The organism is Bifidobacterium cebidarum, from assembly GCF_009193305.1.
GTDB lineage: Bacteria > Actinomycetota > Actinomycetes > Actinomycetales > Bifidobacteriaceae > Bifidobacterium > Bifidobacterium cebidarum.
Genome location: NZ_WBVS01000002.1, coordinates 1 through 20,604, shown reverse-complemented (window position 1 = coordinate 20,604; position 20,604 = coordinate 1). Strand labels below are relative to the sequence as shown.

At 58.9% G+C, this 20,604-nt stretch carries 12 protein-coding genes and 1 tRNA gene; 5 read left to right on the top strand and 8 right to left on the bottom strand.

From position 1 onward, the window contains the following. Positions 1–58: 58 nt before the first annotated feature. A complete protein-coding gene (locus tag F7D08_RS09910) occupies positions 59–1,093 on the bottom strand; it encodes an NUDIX hydrolase (RefSeq protein ID WP_404979648.1) in 1,035 nt (344 codons plus the stop codon). A 249-nt stretch (positions 1,094–1,342) separates the two neighbouring features. Here F7D08_RS09910 and F7D08_RS02365 point away from each other — a divergent pair, with 249 nt between their 5' ends. Further along, complete coding sequence (locus F7D08_RS02365) at positions 1,343–2,761, top strand: CCA tRNA nucleotidyltransferase (RefSeq protein WP_152209119.1); 1,419 nt, start codon at positions 1,343–1,345, stop codon at positions 2,759–2,761. Positions 2,762–2,955: 194 nt separating this feature from the next. Here F7D08_RS02365 and F7D08_RS02360 read toward each other — a convergent pair whose 3' ends face one another. From F7D08_RS02360 to F7D08_RS02330, 7 genes are all read right to left on the bottom strand, one after another. After that, positions 2,956–3,585: a LytR C-terminal domain-containing protein gene (locus F7D08_RS02360; RefSeq protein WP_152209118.1), complete on the bottom strand. Its 630-nt coding sequence runs from the start codon at positions 3,583–3,585 to the stop codon at positions 2,956–2,958. Positions 3,586–3,630: 45 nt separating this feature from the next. Continuing rightward, the gene (locus tag F7D08_RS02355; protein ID WP_152209117.1) at positions 3,631–4,584 is read right to left on the bottom strand and encodes a 4-(cytidine 5'-diphospho)-2-C-methyl-D-erythritol kinase; all 954 of its coding nucleotides are present in this window, start codon (positions 4,582–4,584) and stop codon (positions 3,631–3,633) included. Between the two features lie 3 nt (positions 4,585–4,587). Further along, entirely contained in the window at positions 4,588–5,508 is a 921-nt protein-coding gene (rsmA, locus tag F7D08_RS02350; protein WP_152209116.1) for a 16S rRNA (adenine(1518)-N(6)/adenine(1519)-N(6))-dimethyltransferase RsmA, read from the bottom strand. Between the two features lie 60 nt (positions 5,509–5,568). Continuing rightward, entirely contained in the window at positions 5,569–7,104 is a 1,536-nt protein-coding gene (locus F7D08_RS02345; protein WP_152209115.1) for an aggregation-promoting factor C-terminal-like domain-containing protein, read from the bottom strand. A gap of 427 nt (positions 7,105–7,531) precedes the next feature. Next, a tRNA-Thr gene (locus F7D08_RS02340) sits at positions 7,532–7,605 on the bottom strand. Positions 7,606–7,797: 192 nt separating this feature from the next. After that, complete coding sequence (locus F7D08_RS02335) at positions 7,798–8,748, bottom strand: thioredoxin domain-containing protein (RefSeq protein WP_152209114.1); 951 nt, start codon at positions 8,746–8,748, stop codon at positions 7,798–7,800. 190 nt (positions 8,749–8,938) lie between these two features. Beyond that, positions 8,939–11,152, bottom strand: a complete 2,214-nt coding sequence (locus tag F7D08_RS02330) for a serine/threonine-protein kinase (RefSeq protein WP_152209113.1) — start codon at positions 11,150–11,152, stop codon at positions 8,939–8,941. Between the two features lie 416 nt (positions 11,153–11,568). Between F7D08_RS02330 and F7D08_RS02325 the strand changes: the two genes are divergently transcribed. The 4 genes from F7D08_RS02325 to F7D08_RS02310 all read left to right on the top strand — a co-directional run bounded on the left by F7D08_RS02325 (position 11,569) and on the right by F7D08_RS02310 (position 19,858). Then, entirely contained in the window at positions 11,569–14,481 is a 2,913-nt protein-coding gene (locus F7D08_RS02325; RefSeq protein WP_152209112.1) for a glycoside hydrolase family 3 N-terminal domain-containing protein, read from the top strand. Positions 14,482–14,709: 228 nt separating this feature from the next. Further along, positions 14,710–15,438, top strand: coding sequence for a LytR/AlgR family response regulator transcription factor (locus F7D08_RS02320; protein ID WP_152209111.1), 729 nt, complete (start codon positions 14,710–14,712; stop codon positions 15,436–15,438). A gap of 1 nt (position 15,439) precedes the next feature. Next, positions 15,440–16,729, top strand: a complete 1,290-nt coding sequence (locus tag F7D08_RS02315) for an ATP-binding protein (protein WP_152209110.1) — start codon at positions 15,440–15,442, stop codon at positions 16,727–16,729. A 225-nt stretch (positions 16,730–16,954) separates the two neighbouring features. Next, on the top strand, positions 16,955–19,858 hold the full coding sequence (locus F7D08_RS02310; RefSeq protein ID WP_152209109.1) for a glycoside hydrolase family 3 N-terminal domain-containing protein: 2,904 nt from the start codon (positions 16,955–16,957) through the stop codon (positions 19,856–19,858). The last annotated feature ends 746 nt before the right edge of the window (positions 19,859–20,604 follow it).

The following is a 20,604-nucleotide window of genomic DNA, read 5'->3' as shown; positions in this document are numbered from 1 at the left end:
ACAATGGCATGTGCAAAACGCCCGCCATGATGCGGGCGATGTTTGATTGCGGGTAGGTTCACTCGTTTGCCTGCCTGTTCTTCTTTTTGGCGTACAACCACGCGATCTTACGTTCGTTCGGGTAGCTCAATACATCATCCAAATCGTCGAAACGCACCCAGATGGCATCCTCGGCCTCATGATCCGGGTCGCCTTCCACCGTGAGCTCACCGCCGGTCTGCCGCAATGCGAAATGATGCACCAGCTTATGCACACGCTGCGTGGTGCCCGTGAACCAGTAGTCGATGGTGGCGATGGAATCGATGACCTCGCCCAGAATGCCGGTTTCCTCATGTACCTCGCGCACTGCGGTCTGCTGCGGAGTCTCGCCTTTTTCGATGTGTCCCTTGGGCAGGCACCATTCGAGATGCCCGGAGCGGGAATGGCGGGCGATGATGGCCACGCGGTTCTGGTCGTCGAAAATAAGGCCGCCGGCCGAATATTCGCGCACTACGGGCAGTTCCTGCGCATCCAACGATGCGAACGTGGTGGGGCCTTCGGAGGTGCGTCGTTGCGGCATCATGGCCGGGGTCGGTCCGGTAGGAGCGATTCGTGCCGGTTGAGCCGTTTTGGTTTGCGGTGGTTCCACGTGCATAGTCGCAGCAGCGATAGCGCGCATTGCCGCCGCCGCGGATACGGTGGGAGACGGTGCCGGAGACTGTTGCCGAGGCGCAGTTGCCGTTGCAGGAGCATCGTGTTGAGCGGATTCATCGGCCGAGTCAGTAATCGGACGAGATATATCGGATGCTGGACTAGTTTCGGGTACGGCATTGGCCGGTGCATTGGCCTGAGGCGCAGCTTCGGATACTGGCTCTTCAACTGGCTGGATTGGCTTAGCCGGTGCTGTGGTCTTGCCTCCGAACACGGTGGCCGGAGTCGGCGTGGCGGCCGGTGCCGTTGTTGCAGGGGTTGCCGCTGCTGCGACGACGAGACCGGTCATGGTGTCCGTGCCGGCTTCAGCGGCGATGCCGTCGGTCTGTCCTGCGATGGTTTCGTTCGGCGTGGCGATGGTCACCGTGGCTTTCATGCCGAACACGGTGGCCGGAGTCGGCATGACGGACTGCTGCTCATCGTTGTTCGCAACCGGGCCGAAAACCTCGAAATCGGCGGAATTCTGCGGAGTTTGCGAGGTATACAGCAGCTGGTCTTGGGTATGGTTGCCCGCGGCATTGGGTGTTTGCCCAAGCATGTGGGCAAGGTCAGCGGGCGTAATCATGCTTTCCACCTTACTCAATCCCGTGTGCAGGTGGGGTAACGGTATGCTAGGAGGGCAGAAAAACGTCCACATAGGGGAAGGTGCCCATTGGATTTCGAAGTGTGGCCCGAGGCGATCGAACTTGGCCGACTGTTCAAGGAACAGGGGTATGAGCTGGCGCTGGTAGGCGGTCCGGTCAGGGACCTGCTGCTCCATAGGCGCAGTCATGACCTTGACTTCTGCTCGTCTGCCAAACCCGAGCAGTTCGAACCGATTCTGCGCCGCTGGGGGCATGACGGTTTTTGGGATATGGGTCGCAAATTCGGCACCTTGGGTGCCATGCGCCGGCGTGCCGACGGCACCGAAGTCAAGGTGGAGGTCACCACCTATCGTTCGGACACCTACGATCCTGATTCACGCAAGCCGGAAGTCAATTACGGCGACACGCTCGAAGGTGATCTTTCCCGTCGTGATTTCACCGTGAACGCCATGGCGCTGCGTGTGCCGGATCTGGAATTCGTGGATCCGTTCGGTGGTGCGAATGATCTGGCCAAAGGCGTATTGCGCACGCCGGTGGACCCACGTCAGTCATTCGATGATGATCCGTTGCGTATGATGCGTGCGGTGCGATTCGTGGCTCAGCTGGGCTTCAGCATTGCTCCGGATGCCGCCGATGCGATCACGTCGATGCGCGACCGCATCGAGATCGTCTCCGCCGAGCGTGTGCGTGACGAGCTGACCAAACTGCTGCTCTCCGACCGGCCTCGCGCAGGTCTTGAGGCATTGGTGGATTCCGGCTTGGCCGACATCGTGTTCCCGGAGATCCCGGCCCTGCAGCTGCAGATTGACGAACACCATCGTCATAAGGATGTGTTCGAACATACGATGATGGTGCTGGAGCGTGCGATCGCTCTGGAAACCGGACCAGACGGCCCGGTGCCAGCCCCTGATCTGACGCTGCGTCTGGCCGCGGTGATGCATGATATCGGCAAACCGAAGACCCGCCGATTCGAGCCGGGCGGCAAGGTGAGCTTCCATCATCATGATGCCGTAGGCGCCAAGATGACCCGCAAGCGTCTGAAGGCGCTGCGTTTCGACCACCATCTGGTGGAAGACGTCTCCGAGCTGGTCAACCTGCACTTGCGGTTCCACGGCTATGTGGATGAGCCGTGGACCGATTCAGCGGTCCGACGCTATGTGAAGGATTCAGGCCATCTGTATGAGCGCTTGAATCGCTTGACCCGTGCCGATGCCACCACGCAGAACAAACGTAAGGCCGCGATTTTCGCGCATGCGATGGATGAGATGGAAGAGCGTGTGCGCGAACTGAAGAAGAAGGAAGACTTCGACGCGATTCGCCCCGATGTGGATGGCAACGAGATCATGGCGCTGCTGGGCCTGGAGCCCGGTCCGATGATCGGCCGTGCCTACAAGCACATGCTGGAATACCGCTTGGATAACGGCCCGGTGGACCATGATGTGGCCGTGGCCGAACTCAAACGCTGGTACGCCGAAATCCAGCAATAACCAGCATCGATGCCGTTGAATTGCCTCCCTCTGATGAGGGAGGTGGCATCGCGAAGCGATGACGGAGGGAGAGAAGGGAGCAGGCATACGCCTGCGGAAAAATCTATCGGCCAAGGGCCGATTCCGATAATAGGGTCGGTAGCAAAAGAAGAGGCAGCCATAGGCTGCCTCTTTCTGGTCATATGACTAACGAATCACTGTGCCGGATACGCATTATGGTTGGTGTCGGCCGTGAGATTGGTCATCTTATCAGCGGCCTGGCAGCCTTCGATATCGGTGATCTCCTTACCCTCCTGCGGGGACTGCTTTTCATCTTTCAGATCGTTGAACGTAGCGCCGAGCACCACATCGACCAGCTGATCCTCGCGTGTGGTCATGATCATCGTGGCATCGGTGAAGTTGCCGGCCACCGTGTAGGCCTGATTGATGGCGTTCTTGCCGAAGTAGATCGTGGTTCGTTCCACATTGGTGGAGGAGAAGTTGCCGGCTTCCTGCATGTCGAATCCGCGCACGCCCAATGCGTTGCTCACAGCTGCGGCGAACTGGGAGTGGGAAGTACCGTTCAGCACGCGGACGCCGACGGTTGCGTTCGGCACATACTTGGCTTTGCCGTCCTCGCCTTTCACCGCGCACGGTGCCGGGTTGCCGAAGTTCGGCTCGGCCAGAGGCGTGGACACCAAGCCCAAGCCTCCCACATGGAAGTTGAACAGCAGGGCGATGACCAGTGCGACCGCCAGCACCACGCCACTGATGGAAAATACGACGGTTTGGCGGCGGCGTACATAACGTTTGCGGGCCTGGCGTTCGTCAATCTGTTGCGGCATCGTTTAACTTCCTTCACTCACAAGAGGCTTGTTGCTACATTAGCGTCACTGGGTGACGCCGATTATCGGTGTGACCGGGGCCTTGGCTCGAATGATGCGGTCGGCTGCATCCCTCCGCCTCCAAACATCGATGATGTGTTGGGCGGTTGCGTCATCCGGCGCAAAAGCCACCACCGACGGGCCAGAGCCGGAGACGAATGCGTGGCGTGCCCCGGCCTCGAGCGCCGCCTCGATGGCTTGGCCGCTGCGCGGATGCAGACTGATTGCCGCGGCCTGCAGATGATTGCGGTCGCCCTTGCCGGCGCCTACCGCATCAAAGGTGTGATACACCTCCGGAGTGCTGAGTTGCGCGTGATACGCGCCTACCAGTACTTCGCCCACGAATCCCTGCGCTTCGAGTTTGCGTGCGAGGTCGCTTCCGGCCTCGATGTCTTCAATCTGTTCGCCGAAACCAGTGCCATGGGCCAGTCCGCCGGTCAGGCAGAACGGCATATCAGCACCCAAAGTGGCCGCGATTGCACGCAGTCGATTCATCGGCCAATTCAGCTCCCACAGCCGATTGATGGCCAGAATCGCCGCTGCGGCGTCGGCGGAACCGCCGCCCAGGCCGGCGCCCACGGGGATGCGCTTGGTGATGGTGAGCGCCACATCCGGTTCGCGATGGGCGGCCCGTGCCATGGCGAACAATGCCAGAACAGCATGATTGCGCCGCATGTCGCTGCTTGAAGCGGCCAGATCGCCCAGATGGGCGCCTTCAAGGTCTAGGGAGAACCCGGTGCCGGGGGCCTTCGCCGTGGCGGTCACCGTGTCGTATACGCCTACCGCGCAATAGATTGTGTCCAAGGCATGGCGGCCACCCCATTCCGCGTGCGTGGATCCCACCTCAAGCGTGAGATTGGTTTTGGCCGGGCAGTCCACGCGAACGGTCAACGATTGCGCCTGTTCAAGACGCTGGATGTAGAACTCCTCCACTATCGGATCTGCTTCAATCGTGGTCATGCTCTATTTCGCCTCATCTTCGGGCCTGGCATTCTGGCTCTGCACCGCAGCGGCCAAAGCGGCGAACTCGGTGACCGTCAACGTTTCACCACGACGGGTCGGGTCGATGCCGGCGGCCTCGAAGGCCTGAGCGGGGACCAGATGCTTCAATGCCGCATGCAATGTTTTACGGCGCTGGCCGAATGCGGCGTCGATCAGCTGGAACACCAGCTCACGTTGCGGGGCATGCCCGCCTACCGCAGGATTGGCGGGGTCGTCGGCGGCGAATCGGGTGAATCTGACCAATGCGGAATCCACGTTCGGTGCAGGCCAGAACACATTACGGCCAATCGTGCCTACGCGTTCGGCCGTGCCATACCATGCGAGCTTCACGCTCGGAGTGCCGTAGATCTTCGAGCCGGGCTTGGCCGCAAGCCTATCGGCGACCTCCTTCTGCACCATGACCAGGAATGAGCCAAGGTTATCGAAACGCTCCAGCAAGGTGAGCAGAATCGGGGTCGCCACATTGTAAGGCAGATTAGCCACCAGCGTGAAGGATTCATCGCCATTGAAATCCGGCACATTGTCCGCAGTGACGGTCAATGCATCCCTATTGACCACCTTCAGTCGGTCCGCGGCCTCAGGCATGAATTCCGCAACGGTGCTGGGCAGCCGCTCGGCCAGCGGAGGGTCGATTTCCACCGCGGTCATCGCAGCGCCGGTTTCGAGAATCGCCAGCGTAAGCGAGCCCAAACCAGGGCCGACTTCCATCACATGATCGGTGCCGGTGACGCCGGCCTCGCGCACGATACGGCGCACCGTGCCCGGATCGATAACGAAATTCTGTCCGAACTTCTTGGTCGGGCTTACACCAGCCTCATCGGCGATACGGCGGATATCCGCTGCTCCCAGCAGATGGCCAGTGGTGATGTCGGTGTCAGTCATAAGAATCATTCCTTGCGATCGGTGCGGTGTTGAGTGCCTGTGCGGTCTGGGTGCCAGCCTTTAGTACCAGCCGGTTTCTTCGGAATGCTGCCATGCCGCGGAAGGGCTGCCATAGCGCTGCGCGATATACCATAGGCCCCAATCGATCTGCACAGCGCCGTCATCGCGATAATTATCTCCGAATACCGCCATTTTGCTGGCTGGCAATGACTGTGGAATGCCATAAGCGCCGGAGTACTTGTTTTCGGCATACCACTTCCATCCCGATTCACGGTTCCAGAGCTTCACCAGCGCATCCCAATCCGCTCCGGTCCACCCGCGCTGCGCCGCGGCGCCGGCCGCATAGGATTGCGCCTGTGCTACGGTCGGGTGCCAGAGGCGTCCGGATGGCGTGGTGTTGCTGGAGCCGCCGTTGTTGTCGGAGCTGTTGCTGTTGGAGTTGTTTCCCGAATTATTGGAATTATTGCCGGAATCATTCGTATTGCCATTGTTCCCGGAATTGTTCGAACCGCTGTTGCTATTCGAGTTGTTATTGCCAGGATTATCGCTGTCGGAATTCGAATTATTGCCGCTGTTGGAGTTATTGGAATTACCGTTGGATGAGGAATCGTCCTTGCCGGACTCATTCGAGCCGGAATCCGCATTGGTATCCGAATCCTTGGAACCATTGGAGTCTCCAGAGTTTCCTGAATCGGAAGAGGAGCTGTCGGAATTGTTGGAATTCTCATCGGTTTTCGGCTTGGCCGGGCCCACGGCGATGATCTGGTCGATGGCCATTTTGGTGATGGTTTCGGATTTCAGCGTCTCTGATTCGGCCACGCCATCCACATACGTGACGCTATACACCTGGGTTTTCTCGCCGTTTTCGCCTTGCTGGCGAACCTCGGTCTGGCCCTCGTCAAGATTCGGGTCGATGATGGTCTGGGTGTCGAACGGAATGGAAACCGTGCGGGTCTCCTCACCATGGGTCACGCGCTTGACGCGCAGAATGGTCTGATTGCCGTCCTTCTCCACACTGACGCGGTCTTCCTTACCCAGCACGATGCCCTTGGAATCAAGGATGGAGGCGGCCGGCAGCTTGCCGTTGGGGGCTTCGGAAGTTTTGCCGTCGGCGATAACCGTCACTGGGCCGGCCTGATTGATGACCAGGCCACCGGTGAGCTGGTTGTAGACGTTATTGATATCCACCGTGATTTTCTTGGCCTGGGCGTTGTTCTCCTTGAAAAAGCCCAGCAGCTGGTCGGCGCTGGTTGCCACGGTCCAGAAAGGGACCTCGGTGCCGTCGATATTGATCGTGGTCTGATAGGCGGAGCGTACGGTGACCACGGCGTGGTCGGCGAGGCGGTCACCGGATGACGTGGTCACAATGTCGTGGGATTTGACGTCGATGCCCTGTTCCTGCAGCAGACGCGTTGCGGTCATGGCGTAGGTGGTGACCTGCGTGGTTTTGCCGTTGACGTTGAGGGCCACCGATTTGCGTGCGGTGAAGGCGAACGATCCCACCATCGCCGCCGTGAGCGCTATGACGCAAGCGATTACGCGGATGCGACGCAGTGTAACAAACCGCTGCGGGGTCCAACGCCGTGCCATGTCCATCTCTTCCTGATTGTGAATAGTTACCGCCCACCATCGTAACGGCTGGCCTGGTTCGCTTGGCATGTTCACAAGCCACCGTTACCATACCTGCTCGGATGCTTGTTGAGTGATGCGCGGCGAGAGCATGATATATGCGCCGTGACGCGCTCAAGGCCGTTCGGTCAAGCTTACGGTCTCGGCACGCACATCATTCCCTCGCCGCTTTCGTTCCAGAAGCTTGAAGGCAAAAGAAAAAGGGGGGCGGGAGAGAAGGGGATGTCCCGCCCCCCTGGAAGGCGCGGAGCTGGTTGGGGGACGCTCCGCCCTCATTCCAGGAAGCCATAAGTTGGGGGAAGGCTCCTGGAGAACTTACTCAAAGTAAGACTTGCTATGCGCGGGAGCATCCGCGCATCCCCATTACCATGATACGCTTTTTTCCCGCGCAACGAGCCTCTTGTCGGGATCGAACCGACGACCTGCCGCTTACAAGGCGGCCGCTCTGGCCATCTGAGCTAAAGAGGCATGCTCAAAACACAACACTGTCCATGAAACGTTTTGAACAACTGACTAGCATACCAGCAGTTGCGGAACGCGTGGTACTTGTGTCGAAGCGGTTCGAAGAACACGCTCGCGGTATCCATATATGGCGAACCCCCTCCATTCGGCAATGCCGAATGGAGGGGGTTCGCCATATATGGATACCTGATCCGATAATCAGGCGGTGATATCGATCGGCTTCTTATCCGCGCCGATGGAAGGCAACTTGCCCTCCACACCCACCTGATCGGACTTCAGTCCAACGGCCTTCAGGAAGCCATCCACCATCGTGGTGTTCGCCAACGTGATGTTGTTCAGGCTCCAGTAGTTGTTGTTGATGGTCAGGGTCGGGGAGGAGAACGATCCGGACGACGAGAAGAGCTCCGGGCGGGAGATCGTGTAGTCGTTGGAGGCGGACAGCCATTCCACGTATTCGTTCTTGCCGCTGAATGCGGCCTTGGCCACATCCTCGCTCACGCCGGCCTTTACGGCCTGCTCCTCGAGCTGGCTGTTCTTCACGGACACATAGTTCGAAAGCTCACCCGGCTGGAAGCCGTCGGCGTAGATGTTGGACAGGTAGTTCATCAGGTGGTTCGGATCGCTATCGTGCTCGGCGATGTAGATGGCGCCGTTAAACGCACGGTTGGAGTAGTTGTCCGAGCTCTTGTTGTCCTGGAAGTTCAGGAAATGCAGCTCCAGATTGAGCTGGCCGGCGTTCATCATCTTGACCAGCGTGGGGTCGAGCTGGCGATTCACCGAAGCACAGCCCGGGCACAGAGGCTCCATATAGATGCCGACGGTTGGCACATCCGCCGTCTTCTTGCCATAACCGTCCTTGGAGAGCAGGAACCCGCCCTTATCGTCGGCCTTGGCGGGCTGGGTCTTCACGGACTGCATCTTGCTGTATGCCGCGTCCGCGTTCACACTGTCCTTGGTGACATTGCGGTAAATGACCACGCCGATCACCGCCACCAGCGCCACCACAATGGCCACCACGATGATGCCGATAATGGTCTGCTGCTTACGTTCCTTGGCCGCCTGGACTGCCTGAGCCTGAAGTGCGGCTTCCTCTGCGGCGCGGCGCTCGGCGCGAGTGGCGCGCTTGGCCTGGCGCTTGGAATCAACCATAACAATCCCCTCAACATGAACTTACGGATGCTGGGCCTAATAATAATGACCAGTGTTGAGCAGGACTGTGCTTAGAGCTTATTTGAGGTGAATTCCATGTGAAGGCCGTGATGTACCGGTGGCTGCCCACAAGCATGGCAACTGCTTAACCGATGAATGAGGCAGTGCTGATTATGGCTTATCGGCCCAGTCATACCAACGGAATCCAGCTGATTGGCATGCCTGCCAGCGGCAGTGCGGCGAGAGCGAGCGTAACAATCAGCCATATGGTGAACATCACAGTGCTGCGATGCCCGCGAACCGGTGCGGTGACTGGCTGTACAGGTTGACCGAAGGCGTTCAGCCCGATTGCGGGCCCCGGCCGCTCAGGTGCGCGTCCGCGCAGCGCTCCGGCTCCCAAACGCATCATCATGGCCTGCGGGCCGAATACGGTGATCAACCAGCCGACGGCCATGAATCCGCCGAGCGCCAAGCCTGAGGGGGAGTAGGGCACATCGATGAGCAGTGGTACTGGAACCGCCCAGTCGGCGGTGAAATTCCAGATGATCGGTGCTTCAATCGGCAAAGCCAGTGCTACTGCGGCCGCTGCTGTGCCGGCAATATCAATGATGAGGAGCAGTGCCAGGCGAGGCAATGACAGCAGCAGCCCCTTGACCAGATGCCAGGGGAGCGAAGCTGCGCGGATCAGGGTATCGGAACCTTTGCGCTCGCCGCCTCGTCGGCCTTCGCGCTCGAGCTGCGATTCCGTGTTGTATGCCAGTGTCAGTACCAGCCACAGCAGTATGGCCGCTGCGGCCATGGCAAGCAGCGGGAAACTCGCGGCAAGCAACGCCAGCGGTATGGTCATAAGCGCCAGCGGGAGTGTGCCGCGCTGCAAGTATTCGCCGCGTTTGACATCGGCTGGGTTGGGCGCGGCTGGATTCTGCACCAGGGCCTCGGTGGGGACTGCCTGAGCGGTTTGGTCGATCATGCGCTGGACTGCAGGGCGCACGGCTGGGTTCGCGGGCGGCTGGATCGCCGTTGGCTGTGCGTCGGCTGATGCGTATGGCACCGGGGACAGGAATGACGGGACCGCAGGCGGGAACGAGGGGGCTGGTGGCATCGGCGTAGTGGCACCGTTGAGCACCTGTGTGCCGGCATCAGCGGCGGATGCGTTGTCCGGAAGTACACGTGTGGCTTGAATGGAATCATCCACTTGTGGAAATACAGCGGTTGCCGCATCAGTATGGATGCTCGAGGCGATGGTGGGGGCATCCTCGGCTTGCAGTGTTCTGGTGCGAATCGCGTCGGCGGCGCGCCACAGCGTGCGCGGGTTGCTCTCGTCGGGCTCGGCAGTGTCAGCCGCCATGCCAGCGGTTGCGGTGTCGTTGCCGTCAGCGTTGGCTCCAAAAGGGGGCATCACCTCGGTTGCCTCAATAGGGGCGGCCACAATCGCAGTTGGTGCGCCGGCAATGGCACCGGCTCCAAACGGCCCGGCAGGAGCGCCCTGCCAGGCGAGTGGGTTCAATGCATCGAGGGCAATGGCATGCAGCAGCTCATCCGGAGAGCACCGCAGGGAGCGATCCGGGTTCAACGCCGAGCGGAATGCGGCCAACGTGCCGGCCGGCAGACCTGTGAGATTCGCATTGCCGGCCGCCGCGCGCTCGAGTACCGCCATCATCGGTTTGGTGCCGAACACAGGCGCTCCAGTAGCTGCAAAGGCCAGCACCGAAGCCACCGACCACCAATCGGTCATATCGTCGGCTTCGGCACCATCGATGATTTCCGGAGCTATAAAGCCCGGTGTGCCCATCACCAAGCCGGTACGCGTCACATGGCTTTCGCCCTCGCCCATGGCAATGCCGAAATCCACTAGCACCGGGCCGGTGGCGGACACCATCACATTCGTGGGTTTGATATCGCGGTGGATGATGCCGGCAGCATGCACGGCTTTCGTGGCTTCAATCAGCTTGCGAGCCAAACGTTCCAGATCATCGCCGATATAGCGGCCATTGATGGCCACGTCATCCTTAAGGTTCTTGCCTTCGATGAGTTCGGTGACGATGAATGCGAGCGAATCATCAAGTTCCATATCCACAATGCCGCAGACGCCGGGATGATTGACTTTCTTCAATGCCATGGCCTCCCGACGCAGGCGCTCGCGGGGAGTCACATCTTCCTTGAGATTCGGGTCGCGGACGGCCGAATTGCCGGAGTCGGATCCGGGCGTGCTCGCGTTGCCGGCAGTGGAATCATCGGCGAGCGAATCGCGCAGAATCTTCATCGCATATGTCTGACCGCCGTCATCACGCACGCGCCACACCGAGCCCATGGCGCCTGAGCCAAGGCGGTCTATCAATGTATAGCCGCCTACCACTTCGCCCGGTTCCAGATTCAACGCGTTCAAATCGCTCATGCTCCCCATCCTAGCTGTGGGTAGGTGAGAGCCGCGTGATGCTTGGCGGAACGGACGTTGAGCGTCGGCTCGGAAAAGAGCCATTCGCGGCATTTTGCAAGAGCGTCGTCTCTCTTTGCCGTTCGCGTGCTGAAAACTGCGGTTTACGTATTCCCGGTGTGTGATTTGGGCGGCGCATGCTAGCAGATTATGCATGCGAAATGACAGGATAGGTTGAACGGCAGTTGCGACGGAGGCGAATCTGCCACCCTAGAGTTATCGGCATCGAGGATGTGTCAGCATAGCAACCCAACGAAGCGAAACGAGCACTTCCCAAGCGGCCAACGTGGACAGGGCAGGTCCATAAGGCCGTGGCTTGGATTCGATAACGGTATCGGATCTGGCAGGCATGCCGCGCAAAGGTTAAGAATCAAGGAGGAGAACCCATGCTGCAGATCAACATGGCCGACGTTATGAACGTCATCGGTTCGCTGACGCCATACCTTATCGCTGTTGGCGTGCTGCTGGTGTTGGCCCTGATCATCACGTTCGCCGTCAACAAGAAGACGGTGAAGGTTGTGGCCAACCGCAAGCTTATTCATTCCGAGTCCTGGCTCGTGGCTCTCGTAGGCATCGTTGTGGCGATTTCCATGATGCTGTCCGGTCCGCTCGCCACGCTGCTCAACAACGCCACCATCACCAAGTACATGCTGTCCGACAGCACTGTTTCCGCAGCCAACAAGCTGGCCAAGGAAGTGCAGTCCGAGGCGGTCACCCTGCTGAAGAACGATGATTCCAACCTGCCGCTCGCCAACAAGAAGGTGAACGTGTTCGGCTGGGGCTCCACCAACCCGGTGTACGGCGGCACTGGCTCCGGTTCCATGTCCGACCAGTACAAGACCGTCTCCCTGCTCGACGGCATGAAGGAAGCCGGTTTCGAAACCAACGCCGATCTGACCAAGCTGTACACCGACTACCGTGCCGATCGCCCGGTGGTGGGTATGTTCCAGCAGGATTGGACCCTGCCCGAAGTGCCGGCTGCCCAGTACTCCGATTCCCTGATCTCCGACGCCAAGTCCTACTCCGACGAAGCTGTGGTGGTGATCACCCGTGTTGGCGGTGAAGGTGCCGATCTGCCGATGGACATGACCGCCGACGGCATCACCTACACCAACAATTCCAAGGATTACGACGACTTCCAGAAGGGTGAGAGCTTCTTGCAGCTCTCCAAGACCGAGCGCGACATGATCGACTTGGTCACCAAGAACTTCGACAAGGTGACGCTCGTCTACAACGGCGCCAACACCTTCCAGTTCGACTTCCTGGCCAACTACCCGCAGATCAAGTCCGTGGTGTGGTGCCCGCCGGCAGGCCAGACCGGCTTCTCCGCTCTCGGCGAAGTGCTCGCCGGCGACGTGAACCCGTCCGGCAAGACCTCCGACACCTTCCTCAAGGACCTCACCAAGTCCGTGTCCTACAACAACTTCGGCAACTTCGCCTACGACAACGCCGATGATCTGTCCGTCAGCTACACCGGCTTCACCGGCGATGTGACCGTTTCCCCGAACTTCGTGAACTATGTGGAAGGCATCTACGTGGGTTACAAGTTCTACGAGACCGCCGATGACGAAGGCCTGATCAACTACGACGATTACGTCCAGTACCCGTTCGGCTACGGCCTGAGCTACACCACCTTCGATCAGAAGATGGGCGATGTCTCCTACAAGGACGGCAAGGTGTCGTTCGATGTGACCGTGACCAACACCGGTGACAAGGCCGGCAAGGATGTGGTCGAGGCCTACTTCAACCCGCCGTACACCGATGGTGGCATCGAGAAGGCTTCCGTGAACCTGGCCGCGTTCGAGAAGACCAAAGAGCTGAAGCCGGGCGAGTCCGAGACCGTGAAGATCTCCTTCGACGACGATGACATGGCCTCCTACGATTCCAAGGATGCCAAGGCCTATGTGCTGGAATCCGGCGACTACGACATCTCCATCCAGTCCGACTCCCACACGGTGATCGATTCCGCCACCATTAATGTGCCGGAGACCATCACCTACAACACCGAAGACAACACCCACAACGGCGACAAGACCGTGGCCACCAACCAGTTCGACGATGCTGCAGGCGACGTGACCTACCTGTCCCGCGCCGACCACTTCGCCAACTTCGCCGAAGCCACCGCCGCTCCGACCAACTTCTCGATGTCCGACGAGCAGAAGGCCTCCTTCGTCAACAACGACAACTACAACCCGGCCGATCACAACGATTCCTCCGACGAGATGCCGACCACTGGCGCCAAGAACGGCGTCCGTCTGGCCGACCTGCACGGCAAGGATTACGACGACCCGCAGTGGGACAAGCTGCTCGACGAACTCACCTTCGACGATATGGACAACCTGATCGCCAACGCTGGCTATGGCTCCCAGGCCGTGACCTCCGTCGGTAAGATCCAGGTCACCGACGCCGACGGCCCGGCCTCCCTGAACAACAACTTCACCGGCGTGGGTTCCATCGGTTTCCCGGCCTCCACCGCGTTCGCCTGCACCTGGAACAAGGATCTCGCCAAGCAGTTCGGTGAGATGATCGGCCAGATGGCTCACGACATGCATGTGGCCGGCTGGTACGCACCGGCTATGAACATCCACCGCAACGCTTTCTCCGGCCGTACCTTCGAGTACTTCTCCGAAGACGGCCTGCTCTCCGGCGTGATGGCCTCCCAGCAGATTGCCGGCGCTCGCGAAAAGGGCGTGTACTCCTTCATGAAGCACTTCGCCCTGAACGATCAGGAAACCAACCGCAACAACATGCTGGCCACCTGGGCCAACGAGCAGTCCATCCGCGAGATCTACCTGAAGCCGTTCGAAATGTCGGTGAAGGAAGGCGGCGCACAGGCTGTGATGAGCGCCTTCAACTACATCGGCACCACCTACGCCGGCGCTTACGCTCCGCTCCAGCAGAACGTGCTGCGCGACGAATGGGGCTTCCGCGGCTTCGTGCTCACCGATTACTTCGGTGGCTACGGCTACCAGAACGCCGACCAGCTGATTCGCAACGGCAACGATGCGATGCTGGCAACCACCAAGATCACCAACCATGTGACCGACAAGTCCGCCACCTCCGTGAAGGCCATGCGTACCGCCGCCCACAACATTCTCTACACTGTGGCCAACGGCTGGCAGTACGCGAATGGTGAGCCTGAGGTGGATACCCCGGCTTGGAAGACCGCCATGTACGTGGTCTGGGGTGTGACCGCGGTCCTCGTGATCGGTCTCGAGGCTCTGACCATCATGAAGTACCTCAAGCGTCGCAAGGCCGCTTCTGTGACGGTTGAAGCAGCTCCGGCTACCGAAGCCTGAGAGCCCCTATAACTGAATACCGAAGTGGCTCGTTCTTGTACAAGAGCGAGCCACTTCTCGCATATGTGGGGTGCGTCGGTACTGCGGCCGCGTTGCCACGCCCCTAATTTCGTGTCCCGGTAGCCCAATCAATCGATTAATGAGAGAACCGGGACATAATTCACTGTCCCGGTTCTTCAAAACAGACTGAAATGCGCTACCGTGGCAGACAGGTGAAGGGAGACGAGGATGATCCGCATTGCCATCGTCGATGATGACGATACCGATGCCGCGCGTACCAACGAGATGATCGCGCGGTATTATGCCGAGCGCGAGGTCGCGAACGATAAGGCCGAATCGCGGCCGGACTACGCCATCACCCGCTTTGCGGACGGCGAATCCTTCCTGGACGACTACCAAGCCGAGTTCGATGCGATGTTCCTCGATGTCGAAATGCCCGGCATTGACGGCCTCGAAACCGCCCACCGCCTGCGTGAGATAGACAGCCACGTGGTGCTCGTCTTCACCACCAAAATGGCCCAATATGCAGCCGTCGGCTACGACGTGGACGCTGTCGGCTACCTCGTCAAACCGCTCGAATACTTCAGCTTCGCACTGAAAATGCGCAAAGTGGAGGATCTCGTGGCCAAGCGTCAAGGCGTCACCATTCCGCTCACCGTCGGCACCGGCACGCAATACCTCTCTTCGCATGACGTGCGTTACGTGGAAGTACTCGGTCACGAAGTCATCTACCACACTGAGAAGGTCGCCTACAAAGTCTGGTCCAGTCTCAAAGAAGCTGCCGCGCTGCTGGAACCTGTGCACTTCGCCGCCGCCAACCGATACTGCCTCGTCAATCTTGAATGGGTCAAAGCCATCACCAACGACAGTGTGATGGTGGACGGCCAAACCCTGCCCGTCTCCCGCTCCAAGCGCAAGCCCCTGATGCAGGCGCTTGCTGAATACTACGGAGGTTGACATGAGCCTGGTCACCATCGAACTGTTCTTTGGCATGCTGGTGTTCTGCGCTCAGGTCACCTGGCGCAAGCCATGGTACCTTCCGCTGGCCGCCGCAGCCGCGTTCGCCTACGATTGGATGTACTTTCCGCTTATCGGCACCATCGACAGCGGCCCGGTTTCTGCGCTCACCATCACCTGTAAATCGCTGTATTACTTGGGCAGCTTCGCACTGATGGTCGTTGCCTTGCGCTGCTGTGCGTACATAACCTGGCTGGAGGCATTGGTGATTGCGGTAGCCGGGTATGCTGTGCAGCACCTTTCATACAATGTGTTCGCATTGATGATGAATGTGCTCGATGTGCACCATGTTTCACTGCACATCAACTCCACCGTAGTGCATATTGCACTGTTCGCATTGGTGTGCTTAGCGATTTACGCGGTCATCGGCCGACGCATTGCCATCGATGAGCACAAGATTCGCGCACGCTATGGCTGGGTGGTGGCGTGCGTGGCCGCAATGGTGCTGATGGTGGTGTTCAGCATGGTATTTGTGCAGCGCAAGCCTATGGCGGTGCAAACCGTAGGCTTCCTTTATGATTCGCTTTGCATGACGCTGATGCTCATGCTGGTGCTGCTCGCTTCCACCAATGATCAGCTGCGCAGCGATCTGATTGCGATGCAGCAAGCCGACCGACTCAAGGCTCAGCATTACGAAATGGCCAAGGAAAACATCGAACAGATCAACATTCGCTGCCATGACATCCGCAAGCTGGTTGGTTCGCTGTACGCCGATGATGGCCGCATGCCCACGCCCGAAATGATTCGAGAAGTGGAAAACAACATTCGTATCTACGACTCCATGTTCCACACCGGCAACGATTCGCTGGACGTGCTGCTCACCGAAAAAGGCCTGTACTGCTCACGGCATGGCATCGCGTTCACCTGCATGGCGGACGGGCGCTCGCTGGACTTCATGGAACGCTCGGATCTCTACTCGCTGTTCGGCAACATTCTGGATAATGCGTTGGAAAGCGCCCAGCAGGTTGAGGATACCGGCAAACGCGTGGTGAATCTGTCCGTGCAGCGCGACGGCGGTCTGCTGGTGATTCATGAGGAGAACTATTACGCCGCCGAGCACGCGCCGATTTTCAAAAACGGCATGCCGATGACCACCAAATCAGATAAGGCCAACCACGGCCTGGGCACGCGTTCGATTGCGTGGCAGACACGCAAATACCATGGTGAGCTCACGATGAAGGCCACGGATGGCGTGTTCTCCTTGGGCATTGTGATTCCGATTCCAGCTTAGGCTCAGGGCTGATTCCGTCCAAGGGCTAGGGCGGGCCACGGTCTGGGTGCGGTTACATTGGCTTGTCGGTATGCCATTCATGCAATGAGCACGGCGGCTCATGCAATGCTCGCCGTGCGCAATCTCCTGTTCTTCTAGTTTGAAAGTGTTCAAAGCGCAGAGTCGTCCGGCGAAGCAGCCGGTCGGCAATGGTTCGCGAAGAAGCAAAAGAACAGGAGAATCCTCATGCTGGATATCAATATGTCCGACGTGATTGCCGTCCTCAAATCGCTGACGCCATATCTGGTGATGCTCGGCGTTGTACTGGTCGCGGCGATCATCATCACCGTTGCGGTGAACAGGAAAACCGTGCGCGATGTGAGCGTGCGCAAGCTGGTGCATTCCGAATCATGGCTGGCCGTGCTCGTCGCGGCTACCGTGGCCGTGGCTCTGATGCTCACCGGCCCAATGGCCACGCTGCTCAACAACGCCACCGCCAAGAAATACAAACTGAGCGATGAGACCATTGCCGCGGCGAATACCCAGGCGCAGAATCTGTACAGCGAAGCGGTCACGATGCTGCAGAACAATGACAATAACCTGCCGATCAGCGGTACCAAGAAGCTCAACGTGTTCGGTTGGGGTTCCACTCAGCCGATTCTCGGCGGTTCTGGTTCCGGTTCCATGTCCAACGAACACCCGATGGCATCGATTCTGAGCGGCCTGAAGCAGGCCGGTTTCGAGACCAACAGCAAGCTGACCGACCTGTACACCAAGTACCGCGCCGAGCGTCCGACGCTCAACATGTTCCAACAGGATTGGACCCTGCCCGAGGTGCCGGCCGACCAGTACCCGGATTCCCTGATCTCCGACGCCAAGTCCTTCTCCGATGAAGCCGTGGTGGTGATCACCCGCTTCGGCGGTGAGAACGCCGATCTTCCGCGCGATATGAAGGCCGAAGGCGTGGTCTACAACAACAACTCCAAGGATTACGAGGACTTCCAGCAGGGCGAAAGCATCCTGCAGCTGAGCCAGACCGAGAAGAACATGCTCGACCTGGTCTCCAAGAACTTCGATAAGGTGACGCTCGTCTACAACGGCTCGAATCCGCTGCAATTTGACTTCCTCGCCAACTACCCGCAGATCAAGTCCGTGCTGTGGTGCCCGCCCGCCGGCCAGACCGGCTTCAACGCCCTCGGTGACATTCTCGCCGGCAAGGTGAACCCGTCCGGCAAGACCTCCGACACCTTCCTCAAGAACGTGCGCAGCACCCCGACCCTGAACAACATCGGCAACTTCCCGTATGACAATGTGGAAGACCTGGCCGTCAAGGTGAACTTCGTGGGCAGCGAGTACACGTCCAGCCCGACCTTCGTGAACTACGTGGAAGGCATCTACGTGGGTTACAAGTTCTACGAGACCGCCGCAGACGAAGGTCTGATCAACTACGACGATACGGTGGCCTTCCCGTTCGGCTACGGCCTGTCCTACACCGACTTCGAGCAGAAGATGGGCGACGTGAAGTACGCGAACGGCAAGGTGTCGTTCGATGTGACTGTGACCAACACCGGTGACAAGGCCGGCAAGGATGTGGTCGAGGCCTACTACAACCCGCCGTACACCAACGGTGGCATCGAGAAATCCTCGGTGAACCTGGCCGCGTTTGAGAAGACCAAGGAATTGAAGCCCGGCGAGTCCGAGACCGTGAAGATCTCCTTCGACGACGATGACATGGCCTCCTACGATTCCAAGGGCGCCAAGGCCTACGTGCTGGAATCCGGCGACTACGAGGTGTCCATCCAGTCCGATTCGCATACGGTGATCGATTCCGCCACGGTGAACGTGCCGAAGACCATCACCTATGATTCCGACTCCAACACCCACGCCGGTGACAAGGTGGCCGCCACCAACGAATTCGACGATGCCGAAGGCGACGTGAACTACCTCTCCCGCGCTGACCACTTCGCCAACTACGAGGAGGCCGTTGCCGCCCCGGCCAGCACGTCCATGAGCGACGAGGCCAAGAAGACGTTCAGCAACAACGACATCTACAAGCCGGCCGAGCATGACAACGCCGACGACAAGATGCCAACCACCGGTGCGAAGAACGGCGTTCGTCTGGCCGATCTGCGCGGCAAGGATTACGACGATCCGCAGTGGGACAAGCTGCTCGACCAGCTCACCTTCGACGACATGGACAACATGATCGCCATGGCCGGCTACGGCACCGCCGCCATCAAGAACATCGGCAAGATCAAGACCACCGATCTTGACGGCCCGGCCGCCCTGATCAACAACTTCACTCACGTCAGCTCCATTGCCTTCCCCTCCGCAGTCGGCATTGCCAATACGTGGAACAAGAAGCTCGCCAACGAATTCGGCAAGACCCTGGGCAAGATGGCTCGCGAAATGCATGTGGATGGCTGGTACGCCCCGGGCATGAACATCCATCGATCCCCGTTCTCCGGCCGTAACTTCGAGTACTTCTCCGAAGACTCCCTGCTCTCCGGTGTGATGGCCGCAGGCGAGATTGCTGGCGCTCGCTCCCAGGGTGTGTACTCCTTCATGAAGCACTTCGCGCTGAACGATCAGGAAACCAACCGCACGGCCATGCTGGTCACCTGGGCCAACGAGCAGTCCATCCGCGAAATCTACCTGAAGCCGTTCGAGATGGCGGTGAAGGACGGTGGCGCACAGGCTGTGATGACCGCATACAACTACATCGGCACCACCTATGCCGGCGCCAACCCCGCGCTGCTCAACACCGTGCTGCGCGACGAGTGGGGCTTCCGCGGCTTCACCCTGACCGACTACTTCGCCGGCTTTGGCTACCAGAATGCCGATCAGGAAATCCGCAACGGTGGTGATGCAATGCTCGCCACGATGGAGGTGACCAACCATGTGACCAGCAAGTCTGCCACCTCCCTGAAGGCCATGCGCACCGCCTCCCACAACATCCTGTACACCGTGGTGAACAGCTGGCAGTACGAGAACGGTGAGCCGAAGACCGAGCTGCCGATTTGGCAGACCGGCATGTGGATCGGCATCGCAGTGGTGGCCGTGCTGTTCGCTGGGCTGGAGACGGTGACCATCCGCCGCTTCCGCGCCCGCCGCAAGCCTGCTGTGGAGGTGAGCGCTGACAACAAATAACTCGCTAGTGATGAATGACGGCCATGATTCAGCGCAGCAAAGCTGGTTGATGGGCTAATACATCGCCGGTTGCGTCGGAAGTGTTCCCCCTCCTCACTTCCGGTCGCTGACGTGTGCTGAATACGTATAGCAGCCGAATCCGTGTATGTCATCGCTGCCCATTGATGACATATACGGATTCGGCTGCTTCTTTCTGCGTTGTGTGGCGGTGTACGACTGGGTGGGCATGCGTTGGTGTGTGAATGAATTTATGGAAAACACGCCGATACGAAACAAATTTCGAGCAATTTGCGGTTGTGTTCGGCGTTATATTGACAGTAGCGAGGTTGAAAACGGCATTTTCGACACGCCGAGCGAAGCCTGTCTTTTCAACGATTCTAGCCTGTTTTGAAATACCCAATTTGCGTGGGTGGGCAGGTTCGTGTAAGTTATTCATTCGCTGCCGCTGAGCGGTTCGGACTTCTCCTCCTGAGGAAATAACGAGTTCGGACTGGTTTGTGTGTGGTGGTGGTTTGAGAACTCAAGAGCGTGTTTGTACTACTTCTTTATAGTCAATGATTGCCAGCTTGCTGCCAGCCTGGCCGGTTTGGTCGGGTGCCCTAGCGGGTTGAATGGCGGTGAGGTTTTTTGAGTGTGAGCGTCCTTTCCTTATTAGGACGTTCCTGTTGATTTCTTTTGGAAATTGTTTGAGAGTCATCTATGGTTCTCTTCGCTAATTTTTTTTGTGGAGGGTTCGATTCTGGCTC

Excerpts from the sequence above, each read along its gene's own strand:
- F7D08_RS09910 (WP_404979648.1), bottom strand. The coding sequence starts at position 1,093 with ATGCCGACTCCGGCCACCGTGTTCGGCATGAAAGCCACGGTGACCATC.
- F7D08_RS02360 (WP_152209118.1), bottom strand. The coding sequence starts at position 3,585 with ATGCCGCAACAGATTGACGAACGCCAGGCCCGCAAACGTTATGTACGC.
- F7D08_RS02355 (WP_152209117.1), bottom strand. The coding sequence starts at position 4,584 with ATGACCACGATTGAAGCAGATCCGATAGTGGAGGAGTTCTACATCCAG.
- rsmA (WP_152209116.1), bottom strand. The coding sequence starts at position 5,508 with ATGACTGACACCGACATCACCACTGGCCATCTGCTGGGAGCAGCGGAT.
- F7D08_RS02345 (WP_152209115.1), bottom strand. The coding sequence starts at position 7,104 with ATGGACATGGCACGGCGTTGGACCCCGCAGCGGTTTGTTACACTGCGT.
- F7D08_RS02335 (WP_152209114.1), bottom strand. The coding sequence starts at position 8,748 with ATGGTTGATTCCAAGCGCCAGGCCAAGCGCGCCACTCGCGCCGAGCGC.
- F7D08_RS02330 (WP_152209113.1), bottom strand. The coding sequence starts at position 11,152 with ATGGGGAGCATGAGCGATTTGAACGCGTTGAATCTGGAACCGGGCGAA.
- F7D08_RS02325 (WP_152209112.1), top strand. The coding sequence starts at position 11,569 with ATGCTGCAGATCAACATGGCCGACGTTATGAACGTCATCGGTTCGCTG.
- F7D08_RS02320 (WP_152209111.1), top strand. The coding sequence starts at position 14,710 with ATGATCCGCATTGCCATCGTCGATGATGACGATACCGATGCCGCGCGT.
- F7D08_RS02315 (WP_152209110.1), top strand. The coding sequence starts at position 15,440 with ATGAGCCTGGTCACCATCGAACTGTTCTTTGGCATGCTGGTGTTCTGC.
- F7D08_RS02310 (WP_152209109.1), top strand. The coding sequence starts at position 16,955 with ATGCTGGATATCAATATGTCCGACGTGATTGCCGTCCTCAAATCGCTG.